At 50.0% G+C, this 23185-nt stretch carries 21 protein-coding genes, 3 tRNA genes and 1 pseudogene; 23 read left to right on the plus strand and 2 right to left on the minus strand.

Features of this window, described 5'->3' with window-relative positions:
* The first annotated feature begins 305 nt into the window (after positions 1–305).
* From pyrB to HMPREF3139_RS11245, 5 genes are all read left to right on the plus strand, one after another.
* Positions 306–1226 (plus strand): aspartate carbamoyltransferase, encoded by a 921-nt coding sequence (gene pyrB / locus HMPREF3139_RS05670; RefSeq protein WP_070461172.1) that lies wholly within the window; start codon positions 306–308, stop codon positions 1224–1226.
* 10 nt (positions 1227–1236) lie between these two features.
* On the plus strand, positions 1237–1695 hold the full coding sequence (gene pyrI, locus HMPREF3139_RS05675) for an aspartate carbamoyltransferase regulatory subunit (protein ID WP_003684689.1): 459 nt from the start codon (positions 1237–1239) through the stop codon (positions 1693–1695).
* A gap of 190 nt (positions 1696–1885) precedes the next feature.
* Complete coding sequence (locus HMPREF3139_RS05680) at positions 1886–2551, plus strand: COG1361 family protein (protein WP_070461175.1); 666 nt, start codon at positions 1886–1888, stop codon at positions 2549–2551.
* 275 nt (positions 2552–2826) lie between these two features.
* The gene (locus HMPREF3139_RS05685) at positions 2827–3690 is read left to right on the plus strand and encodes a GNAT family N-acetyltransferase (RefSeq protein ID WP_070461177.1); all 864 of its coding nucleotides are present in this window, start codon (positions 2827–2829) and stop codon (positions 3688–3690) included.
* Between the two features lie 23 nt (positions 3691–3713).
* Positions 3714–3842 carry a hypothetical protein gene (locus HMPREF3139_RS11245; RefSeq protein ID WP_264081748.1) on the plus strand — a complete coding sequence of 43 codons (129 nt, stop codon included), beginning with the start codon at positions 3714–3716 and terminating at the stop codon, positions 3840–3842.
* Between the two features lie 65 nt (positions 3843–3907).
* Here the strand turns inward: HMPREF3139_RS11245 and HMPREF3139_RS05690 are convergent, their stop codons facing one another.
* Complete coding sequence (locus HMPREF3139_RS05690) at positions 3908–4411, minus strand: hypothetical protein (protein WP_070461180.1); 504 nt, start codon at positions 4409–4411, stop codon at positions 3908–3910.
* A gap of 214 nt (positions 4412–4625) precedes the next feature.
* Between HMPREF3139_RS05690 and pyk the strand changes: the two genes are divergently transcribed.
* Both pyk and HMPREF3139_RS05700 read left to right on the plus strand, forming a co-directional pair.
* Complete coding sequence (pyk, locus tag HMPREF3139_RS05695) at positions 4626–6098, plus strand: pyruvate kinase (RefSeq protein ID WP_070461184.1); 1473 nt, start codon at positions 4626–4628, stop codon at positions 6096–6098.
* Between the two features lie 176 nt (positions 6099–6274).
* Positions 6275–7690, plus strand: coding sequence for an OmpP1/FadL family transporter (locus tag HMPREF3139_RS05700; protein ID WP_070461187.1), 1416 nt, complete (start codon positions 6275–6277; stop codon positions 7688–7690).
* A gap of 308 nt (positions 7691–7998) precedes the next feature.
* On the opposite strand, the gene HMPREF3139_RS05705 is transcribed toward HMPREF3139_RS05700, so the two are convergent.
* Positions 7999–9264 carry a LysM peptidoglycan-binding domain-containing protein gene (locus HMPREF3139_RS05705; protein ID WP_070461188.1) on the minus strand — a complete coding sequence of 422 codons (1266 nt, stop codon included), beginning with the start codon at positions 9262–9264 and terminating at the stop codon, positions 7999–8001.
* A 234-nt stretch (positions 9265–9498) separates the two neighbouring features.
* Between HMPREF3139_RS05705 and def the strand changes: the two genes are divergently transcribed.
* The 16 genes and pseudogenes from def to HMPREF3139_RS05785 all read left to right on the plus strand — a co-directional run bounded on the left by def (position 9499) and on the right by HMPREF3139_RS05785 (position 23102).
* On the plus strand, positions 9499–10002 hold the full coding sequence (gene def, locus HMPREF3139_RS05710; protein WP_003678675.1) for a peptide deformylase: 504 nt from the start codon (positions 9499–9501) through the stop codon (positions 10000–10002).
* A 135-nt stretch (positions 10003–10137) separates the two neighbouring features.
* Positions 10138–11064: a methionyl-tRNA formyltransferase gene (gene fmt / locus HMPREF3139_RS05715; RefSeq protein WP_070461191.1), complete on the plus strand. Its 927-nt coding sequence runs from the start codon at positions 10138–10140 to the stop codon at positions 11062–11064.
* Between the two features lie 33 nt (positions 11065–11097).
* Positions 11098–11616: an O-acetyl-ADP-ribose deacetylase gene (locus HMPREF3139_RS05720; protein ID WP_070461194.1), complete on the plus strand. Its 519-nt coding sequence runs from the start codon at positions 11098–11100 to the stop codon at positions 11614–11616.
* 46 nt (positions 11617–11662) lie between these two features.
* Positions 11663–12922 (plus strand): 16S rRNA (cytosine(967)-C(5))-methyltransferase RsmB, encoded by a 1260-nt coding sequence (gene rsmB, locus HMPREF3139_RS05725; RefSeq protein WP_070461197.1) that lies wholly within the window; start codon positions 11663–11665, stop codon positions 12920–12922.
* Positions 12888–13482: pseudogene (locus HMPREF3139_RS05730) on the plus strand (DUF4390 domain-containing protein). Before rsmB ends, HMPREF3139_RS05730 begins: the two are co-directional and overlap by 35 nt.
* A 3-nt stretch (positions 13483–13485) precedes the next feature.
* Complete coding sequence (locus HMPREF3139_RS05735) at positions 13486–15612, plus strand: sensor histidine kinase (RefSeq protein ID WP_070461200.1); 2127 nt, start codon at positions 13486–13488, stop codon at positions 15610–15612.
* Entirely contained in the window at positions 15599–16873 is a 1275-nt protein-coding gene (locus tag HMPREF3139_RS05740) for a sigma-54-dependent transcriptional regulator (protein ID WP_049331243.1), read from the plus strand. The genes HMPREF3139_RS05735 and HMPREF3139_RS05740 overlap by 14 nt, the downstream gene beginning before the upstream one ends.
* A 385-nt stretch (positions 16874–17258) precedes the next feature.
* On the plus strand, positions 17259–17495 hold the full coding sequence (locus HMPREF3139_RS05745; protein ID WP_070461203.1) for a hypothetical protein: 237 nt from the start codon (positions 17259–17261) through the stop codon (positions 17493–17495).
* Positions 17496–17588: 93 nt separating this feature from the next.
* Positions 17589–18779 carry a DNA-processing protein DprA gene (gene dprA, locus HMPREF3139_RS05750; protein ID WP_070461205.1) on the plus strand — a complete coding sequence of 397 codons (1191 nt, stop codon included), beginning with the start codon at positions 17589–17591 and terminating at the stop codon, positions 18777–18779.
* Positions 18780–18803: 24 nt separating this feature from the next.
* Positions 18804–19259 (plus strand): Smg family protein, encoded by a 456-nt coding sequence (locus HMPREF3139_RS05755; RefSeq protein ID WP_070461207.1) that lies wholly within the window; start codon positions 18804–18806, stop codon positions 19257–19259.
* A gap of 74 nt (positions 19260–19333) precedes the next feature.
* Complete coding sequence (topA, locus tag HMPREF3139_RS05760; protein WP_070461208.1) at positions 19334–21640, plus strand: type I DNA topoisomerase; 2307 nt, start codon at positions 19334–19336, stop codon at positions 21638–21640.
* 144 nt (positions 21641–21784) lie between these two features.
* Positions 21785–22357 (plus strand): 16S rRNA (guanine(966)-N(2))-methyltransferase RsmD, encoded by a 573-nt coding sequence (rsmD, locus tag HMPREF3139_RS05765; RefSeq protein WP_070461210.1) that lies wholly within the window; start codon positions 21785–21787, stop codon positions 22355–22357.
* A 122-nt stretch (positions 22358–22479) separates the two neighbouring features.
* The gene (locus HMPREF3139_RS05770) at positions 22480–22731 is read left to right on the plus strand and encodes a YfhL family 4Fe-4S dicluster ferredoxin (RefSeq protein ID WP_003679513.1); all 252 of its coding nucleotides are present in this window, start codon (positions 22480–22482) and stop codon (positions 22729–22731) included.
* Positions 22732–22829: 98 nt separating this feature from the next.
* Positions 22830–22913, plus strand: a tRNA-Tyr gene (locus HMPREF3139_RS05775).
* Between the two features lie 31 nt (positions 22914–22944).
* Positions 22945–23018, plus strand: a tRNA-Gly gene (locus tag HMPREF3139_RS05780).
* A gap of 9 nt (positions 23019–23027) precedes the next feature.
* Positions 23028–23102, plus strand: a tRNA-Thr gene (locus HMPREF3139_RS05785).
* Positions 23103–23185 lie beyond the last annotated feature (83 nt).

The raw sequence follows: 23185 nt of genomic DNA on the forward strand, positions 1-23185 counted from the left end.
GGCAGTGGCAATGAAGACTTGGACCAATGGGGGCAATAACTGAAAATACCGAATCCCTGTGCTTGGGTTTCAGCTGTGGAGTACCGAGGGTTATTTTGCAAAGGTATCAGGCCGTCTGAAAACTTGAAAGAATCTGAAAACTTGAAAGAAGCAGCCGTCTGTTAAATATGCGATAATGCGGAAGATTTCATGGGTGTGGTAGAAACATGGTTGTGATTGTCCACTGGGATGATGTTGGGCAACAATGGAATCGGTTTGCTTGAAACGCCCGCCTGTTGCGGGCTTTTTTATGGGAAGGAATGGTCATGCCTAATCCGCTTTATCGGCAACATATTATTTCAATTTCAGATTTGACGACAGAGCAGCTCGAATTGCTGCTTCAGACGGCCTTGAAGTTGAAAAAGCAGCCTCGTGAAGATTTGCTTGAAGGCAAATTGATTGGTTCGTGCTTTTTTGAACCGTCCACCCGTACTCGTTTGTCTTTTGAAACGGCGGTACAGCGTTTGGGTGGGAAAGTTATCGGTTTTTCCGATGGTGCAAATACCAGCGCGAAAAAGGGTGAAACGCTCGCAGATACTGCGAGGATTATTTCCAGCTATACGGATGCGATTATTCAGCGACACCCGAAAGACGGTGCGGCCCGTGTGGCGGCCGAGTTTTCGAGCGTGCCCGTGATTAATGCCGGCGATGGTACCAACCAACATCCGAGTCAGACGCTTTTGGATTTGGTCACGATTTATGAAACACAGGGCAGTTTGAGCAATTTGAAGATTGCGATGGCCGGCGATTTGAAATATGGCCGTACGGTACATTCATTGTGTCAGGCGCTGAAGCGTTGGGGTTGTGAATTTGCGTTTGTTTCCCCTCCCAGCTTGGCAATGCCGGACTATATCACTGAAGAGCTGGAAGAAGCCGGGTGCCCTTATCAAATTTTGCCCGGATTGGAAGAAGCGGTCGAATGGGCGGATATTTTGTACATGACCCGCGTTCAGCGCGAACGTTTTGATGAGCAGGAATTTGCCAAAATTCAGGGTAAATTCAATCTTGATGCGCAAATGTTGGCGAATGCTAAACCCAATTTGCGCGTCTTGCATCCTTTACCGAGGGTAGATGAAATTCATCCGGACGTGGATAAAACACCTCATGCCTATTATTTTGAACAGGCAACCAATGGCGTGTATGCACGGATGGCGATTTTGTCTTTGGTATTGAACGAAGAAGTTTAAGGAGCGAGAGATGGAAAACTCAAAACTCAGCGTTGAAGCGATTGAACAAGGTACGGTAATTGATCATATTCCTGCCGGTAAAGGCTTGGCCATTTTAAGACAGTTTAAGCTGCTGCATTATGGCAGCGCGGTTACAGTCGGCTTTAATTTGCCCAGCAAAACGCAGGGAAGCAAAGACATTATCAAAGTCAGCGGCGTATGGTTGGATGCCAATGCGGCCAACCGTTTGGCTTTATTTGCCCCTGAAGCAGTAGTAAACAAAATCGATCAGTTTAAAGTGATCGACAAACAGCATTTGTCATTGCCGGACGAAATTTCAGAAGTATTCCGCTGCCCGAATACCAATTGTGCCAGTCATGGCGAGCCGGTCATCAGCCGCTTTTATGTCCGTTCACATAATGGTCAGACACGTTTGAAATGCCATTATTGCGAAAAAACCTTCTCGCGTGATTCGGTTGCCGAAGCCTGATAAAATCTCAGGCCGTCTGAAAACACGGCTGTGCGGTTTGAGTTGTCTGCTTGATACATCAGTTTCATAAAAAGCAAGATATTAAGCAAATTGCGTTAAAATTACGTTAAAATAATGCCTTCTGAGTTAATGACATCATTTGCTCAAAAGGCATTATTTTTATAACGCGATACGAAATGTAGGAAAACTTATGCACTCATCCATACAAAGCCGGTTTGCCCCAATTTTATACGTCTTGATTTTCTTTGCCGGATTTTTAGCCGCACAAGTTTGGTTTAATCAGCAAGCCTATTTGGCCAATCTTCCTCTTTTGGTCACAGCCATTTCTGCCGTTGCATTGGTTTGGTTGATTTGGGCCGTCGTATCTGCGCGATCCAAAGCTAAAAGCAAGATGTTGCACCGTGAGCAGCTGATTCAAAAAGAGAGCATTCATCCGGTTTTGCATGCGACGTTGCAGCGTTCTGACGGTCAAACGGATTTATTGGTTTTGGTTGTCCGCAATAGCGGTAAGGGCTTGGCGAAGAATGTACGCTTTGAGGCAGAGCCTTTGCCGGATCACTTGCCGAGCAAGTTGGTTGCCGATGCAGTTATGCGCTTGGAGATGTTTTCCGGCGGTGTGGATATGCTGGCATCGGGCGAATTGTATGGCGGCGTGTTTGCAAGCATGTTGGCGCTGGCTGCCGAATTGCCGGACCAGACATTTGGCGGCGTGTTGAAACTGAAGGCCACTTATGAAAATGCTTTTGGCGATCAATGCACTTCAGAAAGCATTTTGGATTTGAGCATACTGAATTTCAACTTGTCGGAAATTAAATCCGGTGGCGAACAAAAGCCCCGCAAGAAATTGTTGTATTGATATACAAAATATGCAGGCCGTCTGAAACCGAAATACTTGGTTTCAGACGGCCTGTTGTTATTTTTCAAATGATTTTTGAAGAAAAAGAGGCGTATCGGGTATAATAATCAAAGAATTCGAAACGGATTGTCAGGATTGGCAAGCCGTCTCATCATTGTCGTATTTCAAAACCTTACTGATATTTTTTCAATCATCTGTTGCTATGTATCGGAACTTTTTCTGATGTTGGCACTGGCGAAATATTCCTTCAGCCATTTACTTTCAGGAAGCTGCTTATGTTAGTGTGTAATCCTTATGAAGTTGTGATCCATGGTACGACCAGCAAAGGCAAGATTTTCCGACCAAGCGACTGGGCGGAGCGCCTGTGCGGTATTTTGTCTTCCTTCACCAAAGACAACCGCCTTTCCTATTCGAATTGGGTGCGCCCGATTTTGGTGGACAATGTCCGTTGTGTGGCAGTCGATAAAAAACTGGAAGAAGACAATCCGCAAATGTTCCGTTTTTTGATGGATTTTGCAGCGGATAACGATTTGCGCGTGATTGACTGCAAAGCCTTACTCAAAGAGCAGGAAAGCAAGCAGCAGGGCGAAGTGCCGGTCGAGCGCGTTTTGTTGGCGCAGGCGATTGAAGAAAAACATGCAGCCGAGGGTGCGGAAGCGGCTAATGCTCAGCCTGAGCCTCAAGCTGCCGCGCCTGTGGTTGGCGTATTGCGTGAAATTCCGCCGGAAGAAACCGCAACCGCTTTTGCGGCATTGAGCATTTTGCGTTCTTCTTTGACCGATATTCACCGTTTCGTCGAGCAAATCAACGAGCATCAGCGCAAAACCGGCTACCGCCTGCTGGGTATTTTTGAAGAAGGCAAACAAAATGCCGTGGCCGTATGCGGTTTCCATACTGCACATAACTTGGCCAGTGGTTACCATATCCATATTGATGATCTCGTAACCATGCCGCAATGCCGCCAAAAAGGTTATGCTTCACGCTTGTTGGAAGAAGTGCGCAAAATCGGTGCGGAAACCGGCGCGACTAAAATCCATCTGAATGTCCATGTTAACCATGACCGTGCAGGTGCGCATCGTCTCTACTTTAAAAACGGATTTGAAATTTGCGCTTACCATTTCCGTTGCGATCCGAAATAATTTTTGTGGAAAGAAGGAATCCCATGTTGAAGATTTTGACTGCGGCTGTTTTGGCACTGAACTTGGCGGCCTGCGCATCAGGCAGCGGGCAAGGCAGCTCGCAAATGTATGGCGAGATTAAGGCCGGTGTAGAAACCAGCCATCAACGTTGAGATATATAATGACAAGGCCGTCTGAAATAGGTTTTCCTGTTTTAGACGGCCTTTTTGCAGCTTGATTAGAGGGAAGTGGAGGTATCGTCGGTGGCAACAGTCCGATGCAGGCGATACCAATTGTACAGGCGCAAGATGCACAAGAAAGCGATGATGGGCATACAGGCTGCGGTAACCAGATAACGCGGGTTGCTGAAGTTTAAAACATTGTGCCCGGAAAGCAGCGACAAAGCGGCATGCAACCATTCCCACAAAGACGAAATGCTGAATGCCAAAACAGCCAACAGGCCGAGAGTTCGGAAAATGCCGATGGGCAGGATTTGTTGGCGTAATACGGCGCGGTTGAGTTGGAACAAGACAATCAAACCGAAGCCGATAATGCAGACCATGCCGCCGTTGGCGACGATTTGCAGGCTGTTGAAGGCAATGTCGGGCGTAACGGAAATTGTACCGGACTGGTTGGCGGCAGTTTGTTGCAAATTTAAGCCTTGCATGACATTAAGTACGAAACCGTAGATCAGGTCAGCCAAAACGATGCCGATGGGTAGCGGAGTCAAAAAACGTTTCATGGATCAGTTGAGTATTCTATTAGTATGAGTGAGGCCGTCTGAAAAATTAAACATGACGACGTGAGGGTATATTGTATCCGATAGGAAAGTAGGTTAATGCAAAAATAAATTTAGTTTAAGTCAGAAAATGATGTAATTTTACGCCAACATTATTGCATTAAGAGTACAATCCTCTTCATTATCAAACGTGAAATCAACAGGAAAGGACGTTTACATGAGCCAATTGCAACGTGATTTAACCCGTATCAGCCACAATACCAAAATTGTCGCCACACTGGGTCCGGGCAGCAACAATGTACAATTGTTGGAAGACATGATCCGTGTCGGTGGTCTTAATGTCGTCCGTTTCAATTTCAGCCACGGTACTCCGGAGTTCCATGAAGAAAATGCCCGCATTGTGCGTGAAGCCGCGAAACGCGCAGGTCAGGAAGTGGCTATTCTTGCCGACTTGCAAGGCCCGAAAATCCGTGTCGGCAAAATTGCCGGCGGCAGCATTGAGCTGAATAAAGATGAAACCTTAATTTTGGATGCCGCGCTTAAAGGTGAAGGTACACGCGAAGCGGTGGGTTTGGACTACCGTGATTTGCCGAATGACGTCGCTACCGGCGATGTTTTGTGGCTGGACGACGGCCTGTTGACCTTGACCGTTGAGGCGGTTGAAGGAAGTAAGATTATTACAAGGGTAGAAAACAGCCATGTGCTGAAAAGTAACAAAGGTATCAATAAACGCGGCGGCGGTCTGTCTGCCGGTGCGTTGACCGAAAAAGACTTCCGCGACTTGAAAACCGCGATTGCCATCGGTTGCGACTACTTGGCCATCAGCTTTGTGAAATCTGCCGAAGATTTGCACATCGCACGCGCCAAAGTCGAAGAAGAAATGAAAGGCAGTACAGCCGTACGCCCCGGTTTGGTTTCCAAAATCGAGCGCGTAGAAGCCATTGAAAACCTGGACGAAATCATCCTTGCCAGCGACGGTATTATGGTTGCCCGCGGTGACTTGGCAGTGGAAGTTGGCCATGCCGCCGTACCTGCCCTGCAAAAACGCATGATCCGCCGCGCCCGTGAGTTGCGCCGCTTCAGCATTACCGCAACTCAAATGATGGAATCGATGATTACCAACCCTGTACCGACCCGCGCGGAAGTCAGCGACGTGGCCAATGCAGTATTGGACGGTACCGATGCGGTGATGTGTTCTGCCGAAACCGCCGTCGGCGCGTATCCGTTTGAAACCGTCAGCCAAATGGCGATTATTTGTGCGGCTGCGGAAAAAGAACAAGATTCGCTCAACGGCGTTGCCGAACAGGTCGAGTATCCCGAAGCCGTCAGCACCAACTTGGCGATTGCCGGCGGTGCGGTCAGCGTGGCGCGCGCAGTTCACGCCAAAGCCATCGTTGCCCTGACTGAAAGCGGTTCGACCGCCTTCGAAGTCAGCCGCCACAACATCACCCTGCCGATTTTTGCCCTGACGCCGAGTGTTTCAGCGCAACGCCGTATGGCGATGTACCGCGGCGTGCGTCCGTTGATTTTGGCAACCAGTACCGATCACGATACCGCGCTGAACGAAGTGGAAGCCATGCTGGTAGAACACAAAATCCTCCAAGGCGGCGACCAATACATCATCACCAGCGGTTCGCAAATGCGCGAATCTGGTTCGACCAATACGTTGGAAGTGTTGCAGGTTAAATAATTGCAGTGATCCGATGATTGGAAAAGCAGGCTGTTTTAGCCTGCTTTTTTTGTGTAAAAAAAGAAAAGATTAGGCAAAAATAATGATGTAGTATAGAATTGAGTGCCTATACTAAATCAATAAAGGACGTTTCAGACGGCCTTTTTCTTTGTCCGCTACTTTCACGGTAAACCAAAATGATTCATTTCAATCTGAAAAAAACAGCATTTATTTTAAGCGCAGCACTGTTATCTACTGCCGTCCAAGCCTCCGGCTACCACTTCGGCACACAATCCGTTAACGCACAAGGCACGGCCAACGCCGCCGCCGCCGAAGCTGCCGATGCCTCAACCATTTTCTACAATCCGGCCGGTTTGAGCAAAATCGACAGCAGCCAAATTTCCGTCAACGCCAATATCGTTTTCCCAAGCATTCATTATGAGGCGGAATCTGCGAAACACTTCCGCACGGGTGCCGATGTCAGCGGCTCGACCAGCGGCAAAATTACCGAAACCACCGTTGCTCCGCACGTTTATGGCGCGTACAAAGCCAGCGACGATGTAACTTTGGGTTTGGGCGTGTACGTTCCTTTCGGCTCTGCAACCGAATACGAAAAAGATTCCGTGTTGCGCCACAACATCAACAAATTGGGTTTGACCACCATCGCCATCGAGCCGGTAGTCGCATGGAAACTGAATGAGCAGCACGCTGTTGGTGCCGGTTTGATTGCCCAATATTCCAAAGCCGAATTGCGTAAATACTCCGACTGGGATGCTTCCGGCGCCATCAGCCAGTTGGCCAGCGGCTTAGCTTCCCGTCAAGCAGGCCGTCCCGTTGCTGTCGATGCGACCGGCAAAGCTGACGGTCATGCCGATGTAAAAGGCCACGATTGGGGCTTCGGCTATCAACTGGCGTGGATGTGGGACATTAATGACCGCGCACGCGTGGGTGTGAACTATCGTTCCAAAGTATCGCATACGCTGAAAGGCACTGCCGATTGGGAAGCGGACGGCGCATATGCAAAACGCGCTTGGGATTTGGGTGCAATGGCTGCACGCGGTTATGTGCCGAACGAAAAAGCCAGCGTAAAAATCGTTACGCCTGAGTCTTTGTCTGTTCACGGTATGTACCGCGCCACCGACAAAACCAATTTGTTCGGCGATGTGACTTGGACACGCCACAGCCGCTTCAACAAAGCCGAGCTGGTGTTTGAAAACACCAAAAAAGTTGTCAACGGCCAATCCGACCGTACCGTCATTACGCCTAACTGGCGCAACACTTATAAAGTCGCATTCGGTGGCTCTTACCAAGTTACCGAACCATTGCAACTGCGTGCCGGTATCGCTTTCGACAAATCGCCGGTTAAAAGCGCCGAAGACCGCATGAACAGCCTGCCTGACGGTAACCGTATCTGGTTCTCCGTCGGTGCCAAATATCAACTGGGTAAAAACCATGTGATCGATGCGGCGTACAGCCATATCCACATCAATGACACGGTTTACCGCACCGGCAAAGCCAGCGGCAACGACGTGGATAGCCGCGGTGTATCCTCTGCCCGCTTTAAAAACAAAGCGGACATCTTGGGCTTGCAATACACTTACAAATTCAAATAATCGGATTTGAGTGGTGGATAAAAAGGCCGTCTGAACATTTCAGACGGCCTTTTTGATTGGCAGGAATAGATGGAACAATCAATAGGCAATAAATAGCGTGTTAGGGTTTCCATATTGCTGATTGGAATGGCAGAACGGGAAGACGATAGAAAAGGGGATAGCCGATAAATAGCTGAAGACATGAGGTGTTGTTTGCGCTTTAAGTAACGTGTTACCAATTTTATTTAATGGGCAGCAATCAAAAGGCCGTCTGAAAAACAGGTTTTCAGACAGCCTTTATTTATCGAATCGTTGCTAAAAAAGCCCAATCAGCTGCGGACTTCCAGTTCGATTTCTCTTTCCTGTTCGTCTTCGGCCGGTTTGTCCATGGTTTTTTCATCGGCCATATTGTCCAAATCGCGGCCGGGTTCGGAGGCGGTATCGCCGATGGAAACGCTGTTCAGGCTTTCCAAAATAATGGCGGAGGCCAGATGGTCGGATGTGCGGTACACCATTGCCAAACCGATTTCTTCCGCCGGAATGGAAACCAATTCAACCGTATCTTTGTCTTTCGGCTTGCGAATCAGGTTGTTGGACAGATTGACACGGACTTGGCGGCCGCGTTTGTAGAGGCTGACCACCGTGCCTTTGTCCAAGCCGTCGAGTTCACCTTTATCCAAAGTAATGGTTTGGAACTGGCCGGCTTCGCCCACGCCGTCGAAGATGGAAACGACTTTGGCCTGAATCGGACGGGCAGGGGCGTGAGGCATCACGTTGAAGCTGTCGAGGCCTTCGGGCAGTTTCAGCAGATAGTCGTCTTTGCGGATTTCGGAAACGGCTTCTTCGATAACCAAAGGTTGCGCGGACTGGGTGCGCAGCTTCATGACTTTGTTGACTTGGGTGTAATACTCGTTGCTTTTGAGTTTTTCGTCAGAAGCGCGGGTACGGTGTTCCAAGGCGGAGTCGGTGTAAGGCAGCGTGTTGGCGATGCCGCTGAACACGACTTCTTGGCCGAGGAATTTGCCGGTTTCCGGGTCGGTGATGTTTTTATTGACGCGGTAGGTCAGGTAGCGGCCGGGTTCGGTCAGGCCGTATGCGTACACGCGGTTGCCTTGCGTGTAGAGGACGCGGTTGTCGGGGCCTGCAATCAGGCGCGGCGTGTTGGCGGTTTCTTCTGGAGCGATAATCTGCGGATGTTTCATGAACATGCGATAGAGATTGACGTTGACGGTCGGAATACCGTAGCCGGAAGTTTCGCGTACGCGCGGATGCAGTTTGATCACGGGAATGCCGTCTGAACGGGTTTGAGTGTGTTCAAAACCCAGTCGCGGCTGGCCGTTGACGTAGCGTAAAACCAACACCTGACCCGGATAGATCAGATGTGGATTGCGGATGGCGTTGCGGTTGGCGCCCCAAAGGCGGTTCCATTGCCATGGGCTGTACAGATATTTGCCGGAAATACCCCACAAGGTATCGCCGTTTTTAACGACGTAGCGTTGCGGCGCATTGGGGCGGATTTTTAAAGAAGCTGCCTGAGTGTGGGCAGAAATAGCCATGCCTGCCATGCAAAGCAGGGTTATAATACGTTGTTGCATAACCGTTCCCCTTGAAATCGATTCGGTTTGTCTTCAGATGATAAACAGAGAAGGCTGGAGTTTGCGAGACTGCCGCCCATTCATCAATACGATAACGAACGGCCTTCGTCGCGCTATCTTAACATTTTTCGGCGTTATTTTAGCATTGAATGTTGCTGTCATGACAGGAGATTGTGGCGGCGGAAACCAAATCTGTATGAAAATCACACATCAGCTTTATAAAACGAGAATATTATGGCTTTACTGAACATCCTCCAATACCCTGACGAACGGTTGCACACGGTCGCCAAACCTGTTGAAAAAATCGATGAGCGCATCCAGACATTGGTTGCCGATATGTTTGAAACCATGTACGAAGCACGCGGTATCGGCTTGGCGGCCACTCAGGTCGACGTACACGAGCGCATCGTCGTGATGGATTTAACCGAAGACCGCAGCGAGCCGCGCGTGTTCATCAATCCCGTCATTGTCGAAAAAGACGGCGAGACGACTTACGAAGAAGGCTGTCTGTCCGTGCCGGGCATTTACGATACCGTAACCCGTGCCGAGCGCGTCAAAGTTGAAGCTTTGAACGAAAAAGGCGAGAAATTCACGCTGGAAGCAGACGGCCTGCTGGCAATCTGCGTGCAGCACGAATTGGACCACCTGATGGGCATCGTGTTTGTCGAACACCTGTCGCAGCTGAAACAAGGCCGCATCAAAACCAAACTGAAAAAACGTCAGAAACACACCATCTGACCTAAGCATCGCTTAAAGGCCGTCTGAAAAGACAAAACAGAAGGCAGACTTCGGTTTTCAATCTTTCAGACGGCCTTTTCAGCTGAAACAGTTTGCCCAACGCGCCCATTCAAACCATTTCCACAAGGACACAACATGAAAGTTATCTTTGCCGGTACACCCGATTTTGCCGCCGCCGCCTTGAAAGCCATCGCCGCCGCAGGTTTTGAAATTCCGCTGGTGTTGACCCAGCCCGACCGCCCAAAAGGCCGCGGCATGCAGTTGACCGCATCGCCGGTCAAACAGGCTGCCTTGGAATTGGGTTTGACCGTGGCGCAGCCGGAAAAGTTGCGCAATAACGCCGAAGCCCTGCAAATGCTCAAAGATACGGGCGCGGATGTGATGGTGGTGGCCGCGTATGGCTTGATTTTGCCGCAGGATGTGTTGGATACGCCCAAATACGGCTGCCTTAATATCCACGCTTCGTTGTTGCCCCGTTGGCGCGGCGCAGCGCCGATTCAACGTGCGATTGAAGCCGGCGATGCCGAAACCGGCGTGTGCATCATGCAGATGGACATCGGCTTGGATACCGGCGATGTGGTCAGCGAACACCGCTACGCCATTCAACCTACGGATACCGCCAACGAAGTGCATGACGCACTGATGGGTTTGGGTGCCGAAGCGATTGTTGCCGACTTACAGCGTCTGCAGGCGGAAGGCCGTCTGAACGCGGTCAAACAGCCTGAAGAAGGCGTTACCTACGCCCAAAAATTAAGCAAAGAAGAAGCGCGTATCGATTGGAACGAAAGCGCGGACATTATCGAACGCAAAATCCGCGCCTTTAACCCTGTACCTGCCGCGTGGGTCGAGTATCAAGGCAAACCGATGAAAATCTGGCGTGCAGAAGTCGTGGTCAAACAGGGTGAGGCAGGCGAAGTGTTGTCTTGCACTTCAGACGGCCTGCTGGTGGCGTGCGGTGAAAATGCGCTGAACATCACCGAATTGCAGCCTTCCGGCAGCAAACGCATGAGCATACAGGCATTTGCGGCAGGTCGGACGATTGAAGTCGGAACGGTTTTGTAACAGTCTGGAAATCAACGTAGAGGAAAGAAGACAATGGCTGTTTTTGAAGTGGTCGAGGGCGATATTACCCGATTGGCAGTCGATGTGATTGTCAATGCCGCCAATTCATCGCTGTTGGGCGGTGGCGGCGTAGACGGTGCAATACACCGCGCCGCGGGCAAAGAGCTGCTGGACGAGTGCCGCACTTTGGGCGGTTGCCGCACAGGCGAAGCCAAAATAACCAAAGGCTACCGTTTGCCTGCACGTTTTGTCATCCACACGGTCGGGCCGGTATGGTTTGGCGGAAAACAAAATGAAGAGGCCAAATTGGCACAATCCTACGCCAATTCCTTGCTGCTTGCCCAGAAACACGATCTCCACAGCATCGCCTTTCCGTGCATCAGCACCGGTGTGTACCGCTTCCCGGCCGAAGCCGCCGCGCGTATCGCTTTGGAGAGTTTGAAACAAACCCTGCCGCGATGTCCGGCAGTGGAAAAAATCATCTTCTGCTGTTTTTCCAAAAAAGATGCCGAATATTATCGGGCATTGCTGGCTGCCGAACAGGCCGTCTGAAATCCGCCGAACACTTGAAATCAAATATAAATCAGAAAGCAAAAATATGAGTATGTCCCTCGCCCAAAAACTGGCCGCCGACAGCGTTGCCGCAGTTGCCGAAGGGCGCAATCTTCAGGATGTTTTGGCGGAAATCCGTGCGGCGCATCCGCAGCTGACGGCGCAGGAACACGGCGCGTTGCAGGATATTGCCTACGGTTGCCAACGTTATTTGGGCAGTTTGAAGCACATGCTTGGTCAAATGCTGAAGAAGCCGATTGACAATCCGCAGCTCGAAAGCCTGCTTTTGGCGGCGATGTACCAACTACATTACACGCGTAATGCCCCTCATGCCGTGGTCAATGAGGCGGTGGAAAGTATTGCCAAAATCGGCCGCGGCCAGTTCCGCTCGTTTGCCAACGCGATTTTGCGCCGCTTTTTACGTGAACGTGACAAACTCGCGGCTTCCTGCAAAAAAGACGATGTGGCGAAACACAATTTGCCTCTGTGGTGGGTGGCTTACTTGAGAAACCATTATCCGAAACATTGGCACAACATTACCACTGCGCTGCAATCTCATCCGCCGATGACTTTGCGCGTCAACCGCCAACACGGCAATGCCGAAAGCTATTTGGAAAAACTGGCTGCGGAAGGTATTGCGGCCAGGGCTTTGGACGAATACGCCGTGATGATGGAAGAAGCCGTGCCGGTAAGCCGCCTGCCCGGTTTTTCAGACGGCCTGGTATCGGTGCAGGATTTTGGTGCGCAACGTGCTGCCTATTTATTGAACCCGAAAGACGGCGAACGCATTCTCGATGCCTGTGCAGCGCCGGGCGGTAAGACGGGTCATATCTTGGAACTGGCAGATTGTCATGTTACCGCTTTGGATATAGATGAGGGCCGTCTGAACAGGGTGAAGAGCAATCTTGACCGTTTAGGCTTTCAAACGGCCTCTTTGACTTGTGCCGATGCGCAGGACTTGACAGCGTGGTATGATGGCAAGGCCTTTGACGCTGTTTTGGCCGATGTGCCGTGTACCGCTTCGGGCGTGGCGCGCCGCAACCCCGACGTCAAATGGCTGCGCCGACCGACCGATGCCGTCAAAACCGCACGCCAACAGGAAGCATTATTAGACGCGCTGTGGCAGACCCTGACGAAAAACGGCAGGATGTTGCTGGCTACCTGCTCGGTCTTTGTCGAAGAAAACGACGGTCAGTTGCAAAAATTCCTTAACCGCCATGCCGATGCCGAGTTGATCGAATCGCATGTGCTTTTACCGAACAAACATCAAGATGGCTTTTATTACGCGCTTATTAAAAAGCAGTAAAACGCTGATTGTACCGCTCTTGCTCGCCGTGTCGTTGAATGCGGCGGGCGAGGGGATCAGTGCGACCCGTGCCGAGGCAAAGCTGACCCATGCCGGACAGCTTTCTGTCAGCAGCCGTTTCCGCACCGACCTGCCCGACCAGCTTAAAGAAGCACTCAAACAGGGCGTCCCCCTGCATTTTAATTTGAGTTGGCAGCTGTCAGCGCCGTCCATGTCGTCTTATAAATTCAAGTTCGACCAGCTGCTCAACAACGACAGCACGATTCAATACAAATTGTCCTTCCATCCGCTGACCAACCGTTATCGCGTTACCGTCGGTACGTTTTCTACCGAGTACGACACGCTTGAAACTGCCTTGCGCGCAGTGGGCGCGGTCGCGAATTGGAAGGTTTTTGTCCAAAGGCGCGCTGAGTGATGTGGCCGCCAAAGATACGAAGGCTGAAATCCGCCTGCTGCTGACAACCGCCAAGCTGCCCAAACCGTTCCAAATCAATGCCCTGACGTCTAAAAACTGGCATTTGGATTCCGGTTGGAAGTCCTTGTCGGTTTCGCAGGAGTAAGCCATGCGCCGCTTTCTTCTGATTGCCGCCGTATTTTCCGTTGTTTTGCTATACGGTTTGACTGTTGCAACGGGTAGCAGCAGCGTATTGTCCGATTACTTCTGGTGGATTGTTGCTTTGTGTGGCTTGCTGTTGCTGGTGTTGGCGGCGGTGTTGGTACGCTATGTCGTGCTTTTGATGCGCGACAACAGCAAAAGCGTGTTCGGCTCGCAGATTGCGCGTCGGCTGTCGGGGATGTTTACTTTGGTTGCCGTATTGCCGGGCGTGTTTCTGTTCGGTATTTCCGCCCAGTTTATTAACGGTACGATTAATTCTTGGTTTGGCAACGATACCCATGAGGCTCTAGAGCGCAGCTTAAATTTGAGCAAATCCGCGCTGAACTTGGCGGTGGACAACGCTGTCAGCAACGCCACGCCGGTGCAGATCGACTTAATCAGCGCCGCTTCGCTGGACGGCAACTTAGGGCAAGCGCTGGCAAAATCCGCGCTTACTGCCGACTTTGCCCAGCTGGCGCTTTATAACGCGACTACCCATAAAGCCGAGAAAAGCATCAATCCCTTGAAACTAAATCAACCTGAGCTTAACAAAGAAGGATGGGAGCAACTGGAGCAGACCGGCTCGGTGCGTAGCTTGGAAAACATCGGCGGCGTGCTGTATGCTCAAGGCTGGATGCTGATCGGTACGCATAAAAATCAGGATTATGCGTTGTTTTTTCGGCAGCCGATTCCGAAAGATGTTGCCCAAGACGCGACGCTGATTGAAGCGGCCCGCGCCAAATACGCCGAGCTGAGTTATACCAAAAAAGGCCTGCAAACCTTTTTCCTGTCCACGTTGTTGGTCGCAACATTGTTGGCCATTTTTTTGGCGCTGGTGATGGCTTTGTATTTTGCCCGCCGTTTTGTGGCACCGGTATTGTCGTTGGCAGAGGGCGCGCGGGCGGTGGCTCAGGGCGACTTCAGCCAGACCCGGCCGGTATTCCGCAATGACGAGTTCGGACGTTTGACCCAGTTGTTCAACCACATGACCGAGCAATTATCGATTGCCAAAGAGGCGGACGAGCGCAACCGTTTGCGCGAAGAAGCCGCCCGCCATTATTTGGAATGCGTGTTGGAAAGTTTGACCACGGGCGTGATTACTTTGGATGCCGATGGCCGTCTGAAAACCTTTAACAAGGCTGCCGAACAGATTTTGGGCGTTTCGCTGGTGTCTTTGTGGGGTAGCAACTGGCATCAATGGCACGGCAAATCGCCGCAGCAAACCCTGTTAGCCGATGTGTTTGCCGCCATCAATGAAACCGCCGACAGCGACAAACCCGTCCAAGTCGAATATGCCGCGCCTGACGATGCCCGAATCTTGTTGGGTAAGGCCACCATTCTGCCGGAAGACAACGATAACGGCGTGGTGATGGTGATTGATGACATTACCGTCTTGATACGGGCGCAAAAAGAGGCCGCATGGGGCGAAGTGGCGAAACGGTTGGCGCACGAAATCCGCAATCCGCTCACGCCTATCCAGCTTTCCGCCGAGAGATTGGCATGGAAATTGCATGATAAACTTGATGAACAAGACGCCCAAATCCTCAGCCGTTCAACCGATACTATCGTCAAACAGGTTGCCGCGTTGAAAGAAATGGTCGAAGCGTTCCGCAACTATGCACGTGCGCCGTCGCTGAATTTAGAAAAACAAGATTTAAACGGTTTGGTGTCGGAAGTATTGGTATTATATGAGGCCGACGCGTGCAAGTTTAATGCACGGCTCAGCGCCGATGCCCTGCCGATTGTTGCCGATACGACGACGATGCGCCAAGTGTTGCATAACCTATTTAAGAATGCCGCAGAAGCGGCAGAGTCGGACGAAGCGCCTCAAGTAAACGTCGAAACAGGGCGCGAAGGCGGACAGGTTTTCCTGACCGTCTGCAATAACGGTAAAAGTTTCAGCAAAGAAATGCTGCACAATGCTTTTGAGCCGTACGTTACCGACAAACCGACAGGAACGGGGCTGGGCTTGCCCGTTGTGAAAAAAATTATTGAGGAGCATGGCGGCCGTATCAGCCTGAGCAATCAGAACAGCGGCGGCGCGTGCGTCAAAATAGCTTTACCGGAAATGGCAGAAACTTATGCGAAGCAGTGATATTTTGATTGTAGATGATGAAGTAGGCATCCGCGACCTGCTCTCCGAAATCCTTCAAGACGAAGGCTATACCGTCACTTTAGCCGAAAATGCCGAAGAAGCGCGCCAATTGCGTTATCAAACGCGTCCGGCCATGGTGTTGCTGGACATTTGGATGCCCGATTGCGACGGCATCACTTTGTTGAAAGAGTGGGCGAAAAACGGCCAACTCAATATGCCTGTTGTTATGATGAGCGGTCATGCCAGCATTGACACCGCGGTTGAAGCCACTAAAATCGGCGCGCTCGATTTTCTGGAAAAACCGATTGCCCTGCAAAAACTCTTGTCTGCGGTAGAACGCGCCTTGAAACATGGCGAAGTTCAGACGGCCTCCGGCATGACTTTGGACAAACTGGGCAACAGCCCGGTTATTCAAGAAATGAACGGCAGCATTGAAGCGGCCGCCAAACACAATCGCCCGCTGTTGTTGGCCGGTGAGGCAGGCTCGCCGTTTGAAATTGTCGCCCGCTATCTGCACAAAAGCGGTACGCCTTGGGTGGCAACCGACCGTGTCGAACACATTGTCGATACGCCGTTGGAGTTGTTGCAAAAAGCATCGGGCGGTATTTTGTATGTCGGCGATATTGCCCGTTACAGCAAAAATATCCAAAACGGCATTGCTTTCTTGCTTGAAAAAGCCGACCGCTACAATGTCCGTGTGATTGCTTCATGCGGCTTTAAACGCGGTGAGAGCGCTGATGACGTCGTTGCCGGCCGACTGGCGGAGCTGTTGAAAGAGTGCATCAATGTTCCTTCTTTGCGCAGCCAACCGGACGATATCGTCTTTTTAATCAACCGCATCATGACCGATTTGGCCGAAAGTCAAAAAATCCAGCCGGTAAAATTCAGCGATAGCGCGTTGGTGGTTTTGCGCCAATACGATTGGCCGGGCAATTACGACCAGCTTGCCGAAACAGTGAAAAACATCATGTTGGAATCGGACGGCAAAGAAGTGGACGATCAGGCTGTTGCCGTGGCTTTGGGTCAGAAGGAAAACGCGACGGCGACAGAAATCATCGGTGGCTTCAATTTCAATATGCCTTTGCGCGAATTGAGGGAAGAAGTCGAGCGCCGCTACTTTGAGTACCACATCGCCCAAGAAGGCCAAAATATGAGCCGCGTGGCGCAAAAGGTCGGTTTGGAGCGTACACACCTTTACCGCAAACTCAAACAACTCGGTATCAGCGTATCGCGCCGCAGCGCCGACAAATCCGAAGAATAAGCGCAATATCGGTTCAAACACAATAGAGGCCGTCTGAAAGCCATCAGGTTTTTCAGACGGCATCGTCATTTGACGGTTTGCTTAGGCAAGCAATACTTTATAAAAATAATGATATGGCTCGGCATTGTTATTTTGCCTTTTAAGCCGAAAGAATACGAAAGTCGGCAAAACTGCTCAGATTACAACTGAGTCGGAAAAACACTATACATTGATTATGTCTGAATCGATGCATCAAGAATTGAAAAATTATTGTGCTCAACATGGTATTTCTTTGAAAGATTTTGTCATTCAGGCAATTCAAAATGAAATGCAGCAGTAATGGCTAAAACATAAAGATGTAAATATGCTTTAATGTAAAGATGTACTTTTGAAAAGGAGTTATCCAATGTTAGGACATTTTGATTATGAAGTAGCTTTAGAGATTTTAGGCCAAAGTCAGCAGTCTTTAGTTCAGGCTCGCTATGATGAATACAATAAAGAAAACCCAAATCCGGAGCTTTTGAAATTTCTACGTAGCCGTATGGCCGTTGTAGATGAGCTAATGGATAACTTAAAACCTGATGATGAATATCTGATTAATCGTATATTGGATAAAAATGATGTTCTGAGAAAGTTACTGTGATGGGTAACTAAAGCTTTATATTAATAAAATATTCAGACGGCCTTTATTTACTTCGGGCCGTCTGAAAAAACATTACGAAAAGGGAACAGATTGATGACGGAAAACGAGCGTTTTGCTTGGTTGCAACTGGCATTTACGCCCTATATCGGCGCAGAAAGTTTTTTGGTGCTGTTGCAGCAATTCGGTAGCGCACAAGCTGCCTTGAATGCGCCGGCAGATACAATTGCCGCGTTGGTGCGCCATAAACAGGCAGTCGAGTCGTGGCGTAATGCAGACAAACGGGCTTTGGCGCAGCAGTCAGCTGAAGCCGCTTTAAAATGGGAAATGCAGGACGGTTGCCGTCTGTTGCTGCTGCAAGATGATGATTTCCCCGAAATGCTGACACAAGGTATTACCGCGCCGCCGGTTTTGTTTTTACGCGGCAATGCAGAGTTGTTGCACACATCTTCTGCCGCGATTGTCGGCAGCCGCCATGCCACGCCGCAGGCAATGCGGATTGCCAAAGATTTCGGCAGGGCGTTGAGCGAAAAAGGCATTCCCGTCGTATCGGGTATGGCTTCGGGTATCGATACCGCCGCCCATCAGGGGGCATTGCAGGCAGATGGCGGCACCATCGCCGTCTGGGGAACCGGTATAGACCGCATTTATCCGCCGTCCAATAAAAACCTTGCTTATGAAATTGCTGAAAAAGGATTGATTGTCAGCGAGTTCCCTTTGGACACGCGTCCGTTTGCAGGCAACTTTCCGCGCCGCAACCGTCTGATTGCCGCGTTATCGCAGCTGACCTTGGTGGTTGAAGCGGCATTGGAATCCGGCTCATTGATTACCGCCAAGTTGGCGGCGGAGATGGGGCGCGAAGTGATGGCGGTGCCCGGTTCGATAGACAATCCGCACAGCAAAGGCTGTCACAAGCTGATTAAAGACGGGGCAAAACTGGTGGAATGTCTGGACGATATTCTCCATGAGTGTCCGCAGCTATTGCAAAATACGCCTGTTCCATCATATTCTATAAATAAGACGGTAAAACTGAAAAACGATCGAACCAAACATCTGCAACAAAAAACAATAGCGGATGAACCGCAAAGGCCGTCTGAAAACCTATCTGCCGCCCCATCAACAAGCGCTTTATTGGAAGCAATGGGTTACGACCCGATACACCCCGATATTTTGGCGCAACAAACCAATACGGCAGCGGCAGACGTGTACGCACAGCTTTTGGAATACGAACTTGACGGTATTGTTGCCGCCTTACCGGGCGGCCGTTATCAGCGTGTCAAAGCATAAATTATCTATATTTAAGGAACCAGCATGACCGAAGTCATTGCCTATTTAATCGAACACTTCCAAGATTTCGACAATTGTCCGCCTCCGGAGGATTTGGGTCGCCTCTTGGAAGATGCGGGTTTTGATGCTACGGAAATCGGCAATACATTGATGATGATGGAAGTCTTGTTCAATACGTCCGAATTCTATGCCGAGCCGTTTAACAGCGACTCCCTGCGCGTATTCTGCCGTGAAGAAGCTGAAAACCTGCCGCAGGAAGTCATGGGCTTGATGCAGTATTTGGTTGCCGAGCACGCAATTACTTATGAGCAACGCGAAATCGTCATTCACGCCCTGATGCACATTCCATCGGACGAAATCACCCTCGATACCGCCAAAGTGTTGGTATTGCTGGTGTTATGGATGCACAAGAGCGAGCTATCCGTCCTGATAGGCGACGACTTGATGAGTGCGTTGACCGGACAAAACGTGATGCACTAAAACCTTGTTTCAGACGGCCTTAATAATAAAGGCCGTCTGAAACATAAACCCAATACATCCAAAAGAGAACAACAATGGCGAAAAACCTATTAATCGTCGAATCCCCGTCCAAAGCCAAAACCCTGAAAAAATATCTGGGAGGTGATTTTGAAATCTTGGCGTCTTACGGTCATGTCCGCGACTTGGTACCCAAAAGCGGAGCAGTAGATCCCGACAACGGCTTTGCCATGAAGTACCAGCTGATCAGCCGCAACAGCAAACACGTCGATGCCATCGTCGCCGGTGCCAAAGAAGCCGAAAACATCTACCTCGCAACCGACCCGGATAGGGAAGGCGAAGCCATCTCATGGCATCTTTATGAAATCCTCAAATCCAAACGCGGCCTGAAAAACATCAAGCCGCAGCGTGTCGTGTTCCACGAAATCACCAAAAACGCCGTGCTCGACGCCGTCGCCAATCCGCGCGAAATCGAAATGGACTTGGTCGATGCGCAACAAGCCCGCCGAGCTTTGGACTATTTGGTCGGTTTCAACCTCTCGCCATTGTTGTGGAAAAAAATCCGACGCGGTTTGAGCGCAGGCCGTGTACAAAGTCCCGCTTTGCGCCTGATTTGCGAGCGCGAAAATGAAATCCGCGCGTTTGAAGCGCAGGAATATTGGACGGTACATCTCGACAGCCACAAAGGCCGCAGCAAGTTTACCGCCAAACTCGCCCAATACAACGGCGCGAAACTCGAACAATTCGACCTGCCGAACGAAGCCGCGCAAGCCGACGTATTGAAAGAACTCGAAGGCAAAGAGGCCGTCGTTACCGCCATTGAAAAGAAAAAGCGCAGCCGCAATCCCGCCGCGCCGTTCACCACATCTACCATGCAGCAGGATGCCGTGCGCAAACTCGGCTTCACCACCGACCGCACCATGCGTACCGCTCAGCAACTTTATGAAGGTATAGACGTAGGGCAGGGCGCCATCGGTCTGATTACCTATATGCGTACCGACAGCGTGAATTTGGCCGATGAAGCGTTAACCGAAATCCGCCATTACATCGAAAACAAAATCGGCAAAGAATATCTGCCAAGTTCGGCCAAGCAGTACAAAACCAAATCCAAAAACGCCCAAGAAGCGCACGAAGCCATCCGTCCGACTTCCGTGTACCGCACGCCCGAAAGCGTCAAACCCTTCCTGAGCGCAGACCAGTTCAAACTCTATCAAATGATTTGGCAGCGCACCGTCGCCTGTCAGATGACGCCCGCCAAATTCGACCAAACCACCGTCGATATTACCGTTGGTAAGGGCGTATTCCGCGTAACCGGACAAGTGCAGACTTTCGCAGGCTTTTTGAGCGTGTATGAAGAAAGCAGCGATGACGAAGAGAGCGAAGACAGCAAAAAACTGCCCGAAATGAGCGAAGGCGACAAACTGCCTGTAGACAAACTTTACGGCGAACAACACTTTACCACTCCGCCGCCGCGCTACAACGAAGCCACGCTGGTTAAAGCCCTCGAAGAATACGGCATTGGCCGTCCCTCCACCTACGCCAGTATTATTTCCACGCTCAAAGACCGCGAATACGTTACCCTTGAGCAAAAACGCTTCATGCCCACCGACACAGGCGACATCGTCAATAAATTCCTGACCGAACACTTCGCCCAATACGTCGATTACCACTTTACCGCCAAACTCGAAGACCAGCTTGACGAGATTGCCAATGGCAAACGCCAATGGATTCCCGTGATGGATAAATTCTGGAAACCATTTATCAAACAAGTGGAAGAAAAAGAAGGTATCGAACGTGCCAAATTCACCACGCAGGAACTCGACGAAACCTGCCCCAAATGCGGCGAACACAAACTGCAAATCAAGTTTGGCAAAATGGGCCGTTTCGTCGCCTGCGCTGGTTATCCAGAGTGCAGCTACACGCGCAACGTCAACGAAACCGCCGAAGAGGCCGCCGAGCGCATCGCCAAAGCTGAAGCAGAACAAGCCGAACTCGACGGGCGCGAATGCCCCAAATGTGGCGGACGGTTGTTGTACAAATACAGCCGCACCGGCAGCAAATTCATCGGCTGCGCCAACTACCCCAAATGCAAACACGTCGAGCCGCTGGAAAAACCCAAAGACACCGGCGTCCAGTGCCCACAATGCAAAAAAGGCAACCTCGTCGAGCGCAAATCCCGCTACGGCAAACTGTTTTACAGTTGCAGCACTTATCCGGATTGCAACTACGCGACATGGAACCCACCCATTGCAGAAACCTGTCCAAAATGCGCGTGGCCGGTTTTGACCATCAAAACCACCAAACGCTGGGGCGTGGAGAAAGTCTGCCCGCAAAAAGAATGTGGTTGGAAAGAGCAAATTGAACCGCCTGCACCGAAGGAATAATTTGTTAATGAAATAGTAAAGGCCGTCTGAAAAATGATTTGCAGACGGCCTTTTTGTTTCTAAAAGAATAGAGTGAAATACGGCTTGATAGCAGTTTCACTATATAATTAAGGCCGTCTGAAAACTCGGCATCTTTTAAGAATTATGGCAAACAACAAACATTCCAAACACAGCAATCAAGTACGTATCATCGGTGGGCAATGCAGGGGACGAAAGCTAACATTTTTATCTGCAGATGGTCTGCGCCCGACGCCTGACAGCGTGCGTGAAAAACTATTTAATTGGTTGGGTCAGGATTTAACCGGCAAAACGGTATTAGATTTATTCAGCGGTAGCGGTGCTTTAGGAATGGAGGCTGCTTCTCGTAATGCGGCAAAAGTGCTAATGGTCGATAACCACCGCCAAACTGTTCAAACGCTTCAGAAAAATATCTGTGAATTAGGTTTGAAACAGGTGGAAATTGTGTGTTCAGACGGCATGGCTTATCTGACAAGGCCGTCTGAAAAATTTGATGTTGTGTTTCTTGATCCGCCGTTTGCATGGGAAGATTGGCAAAATCTGTTTATCCGATTGCAAAGCCACTTGAAAAATGGGGCAATGGTCTATATTGAAGCAGGGAAGTTGCCTGAAAAACCGGATTGGCTGGAAATTTATCGGGAAGGAAAGGCGGGAATGAGTAGGTTTGAATTATCGCTCTATTCGCAAGTTGCTGAATAGTATAGAATTTGAGAATCATTCCCAAGGTGTAAAACATTCTTTTAAACGGATTGTTCCGACGTCATTTGTGCTATAATCCGCGCCCAATCGGTTTTGATAATTTAAGAAAAAAGGAAATAGAAATGTCGCTCTTTATTACAGATGAGTGCATTAACTGCGATGTGTGCGAACCGGAATGCCCTAATGATGCCATTTCGCAAGGTGAAGAAATTTACGAAATCAATCCAAATTTGTGTACGCAATGTGTAGGCCATTACGATGAGCCTCAGTGCCAACAGGTATGTCCTGTCGACTGTATCTTGATCGATGAAGAGCATCCTGAAACGCACGAAGAACTGATGGCTAAGTACGAAAAAATCATTCAGTTTAAATAAATAGTGTTTAAAAGCAAAAACTTGGATGTTTTTAAAGAAATAAATGAAAAAAAATCTTGACGGAAATCTGAGTTGCCAATAAACTAGCGTTCTCTTTTGGAGGGATTCCCGAGCGGTCAAAGGGGGCAGACTGTAAATCTGTTGCGCGAGCTTCGAAGGTTCGAATCCTTCTCCCTCCACCAAAAATTCTTACTTGGAGCAAAAAGTGAGTATGCGGGTGTAGCTCAATGGTAGAGCAGAAGCCTTCCAAGCTTACGGTGAGGGTTCGATTCCCTTCACCCGCTCCAAACAATTTCGCCCATGTAGCTCAGGGGTAGAGCACTCCCTTGGTAAGGGAGAGGTCGGCAGTTCAAATCTGCCCATGGGCACCATCTCATTATTACCCTTTATTTTCAAAAAGCTTAGATTATAGGATATTGCCATGGCTAAGGAAAAATTTGAACGTAGCAAACCG

It is taken from the genome of Neisseria sp. HMSC15G01 (genome assembly GCF_001808255.1).
In the GTDB taxonomy this organism is placed as follows: Bacteria; Pseudomonadota; Gammaproteobacteria; order Burkholderiales; family Neisseriaceae; genus Neisseria; species Neisseria subflava_A.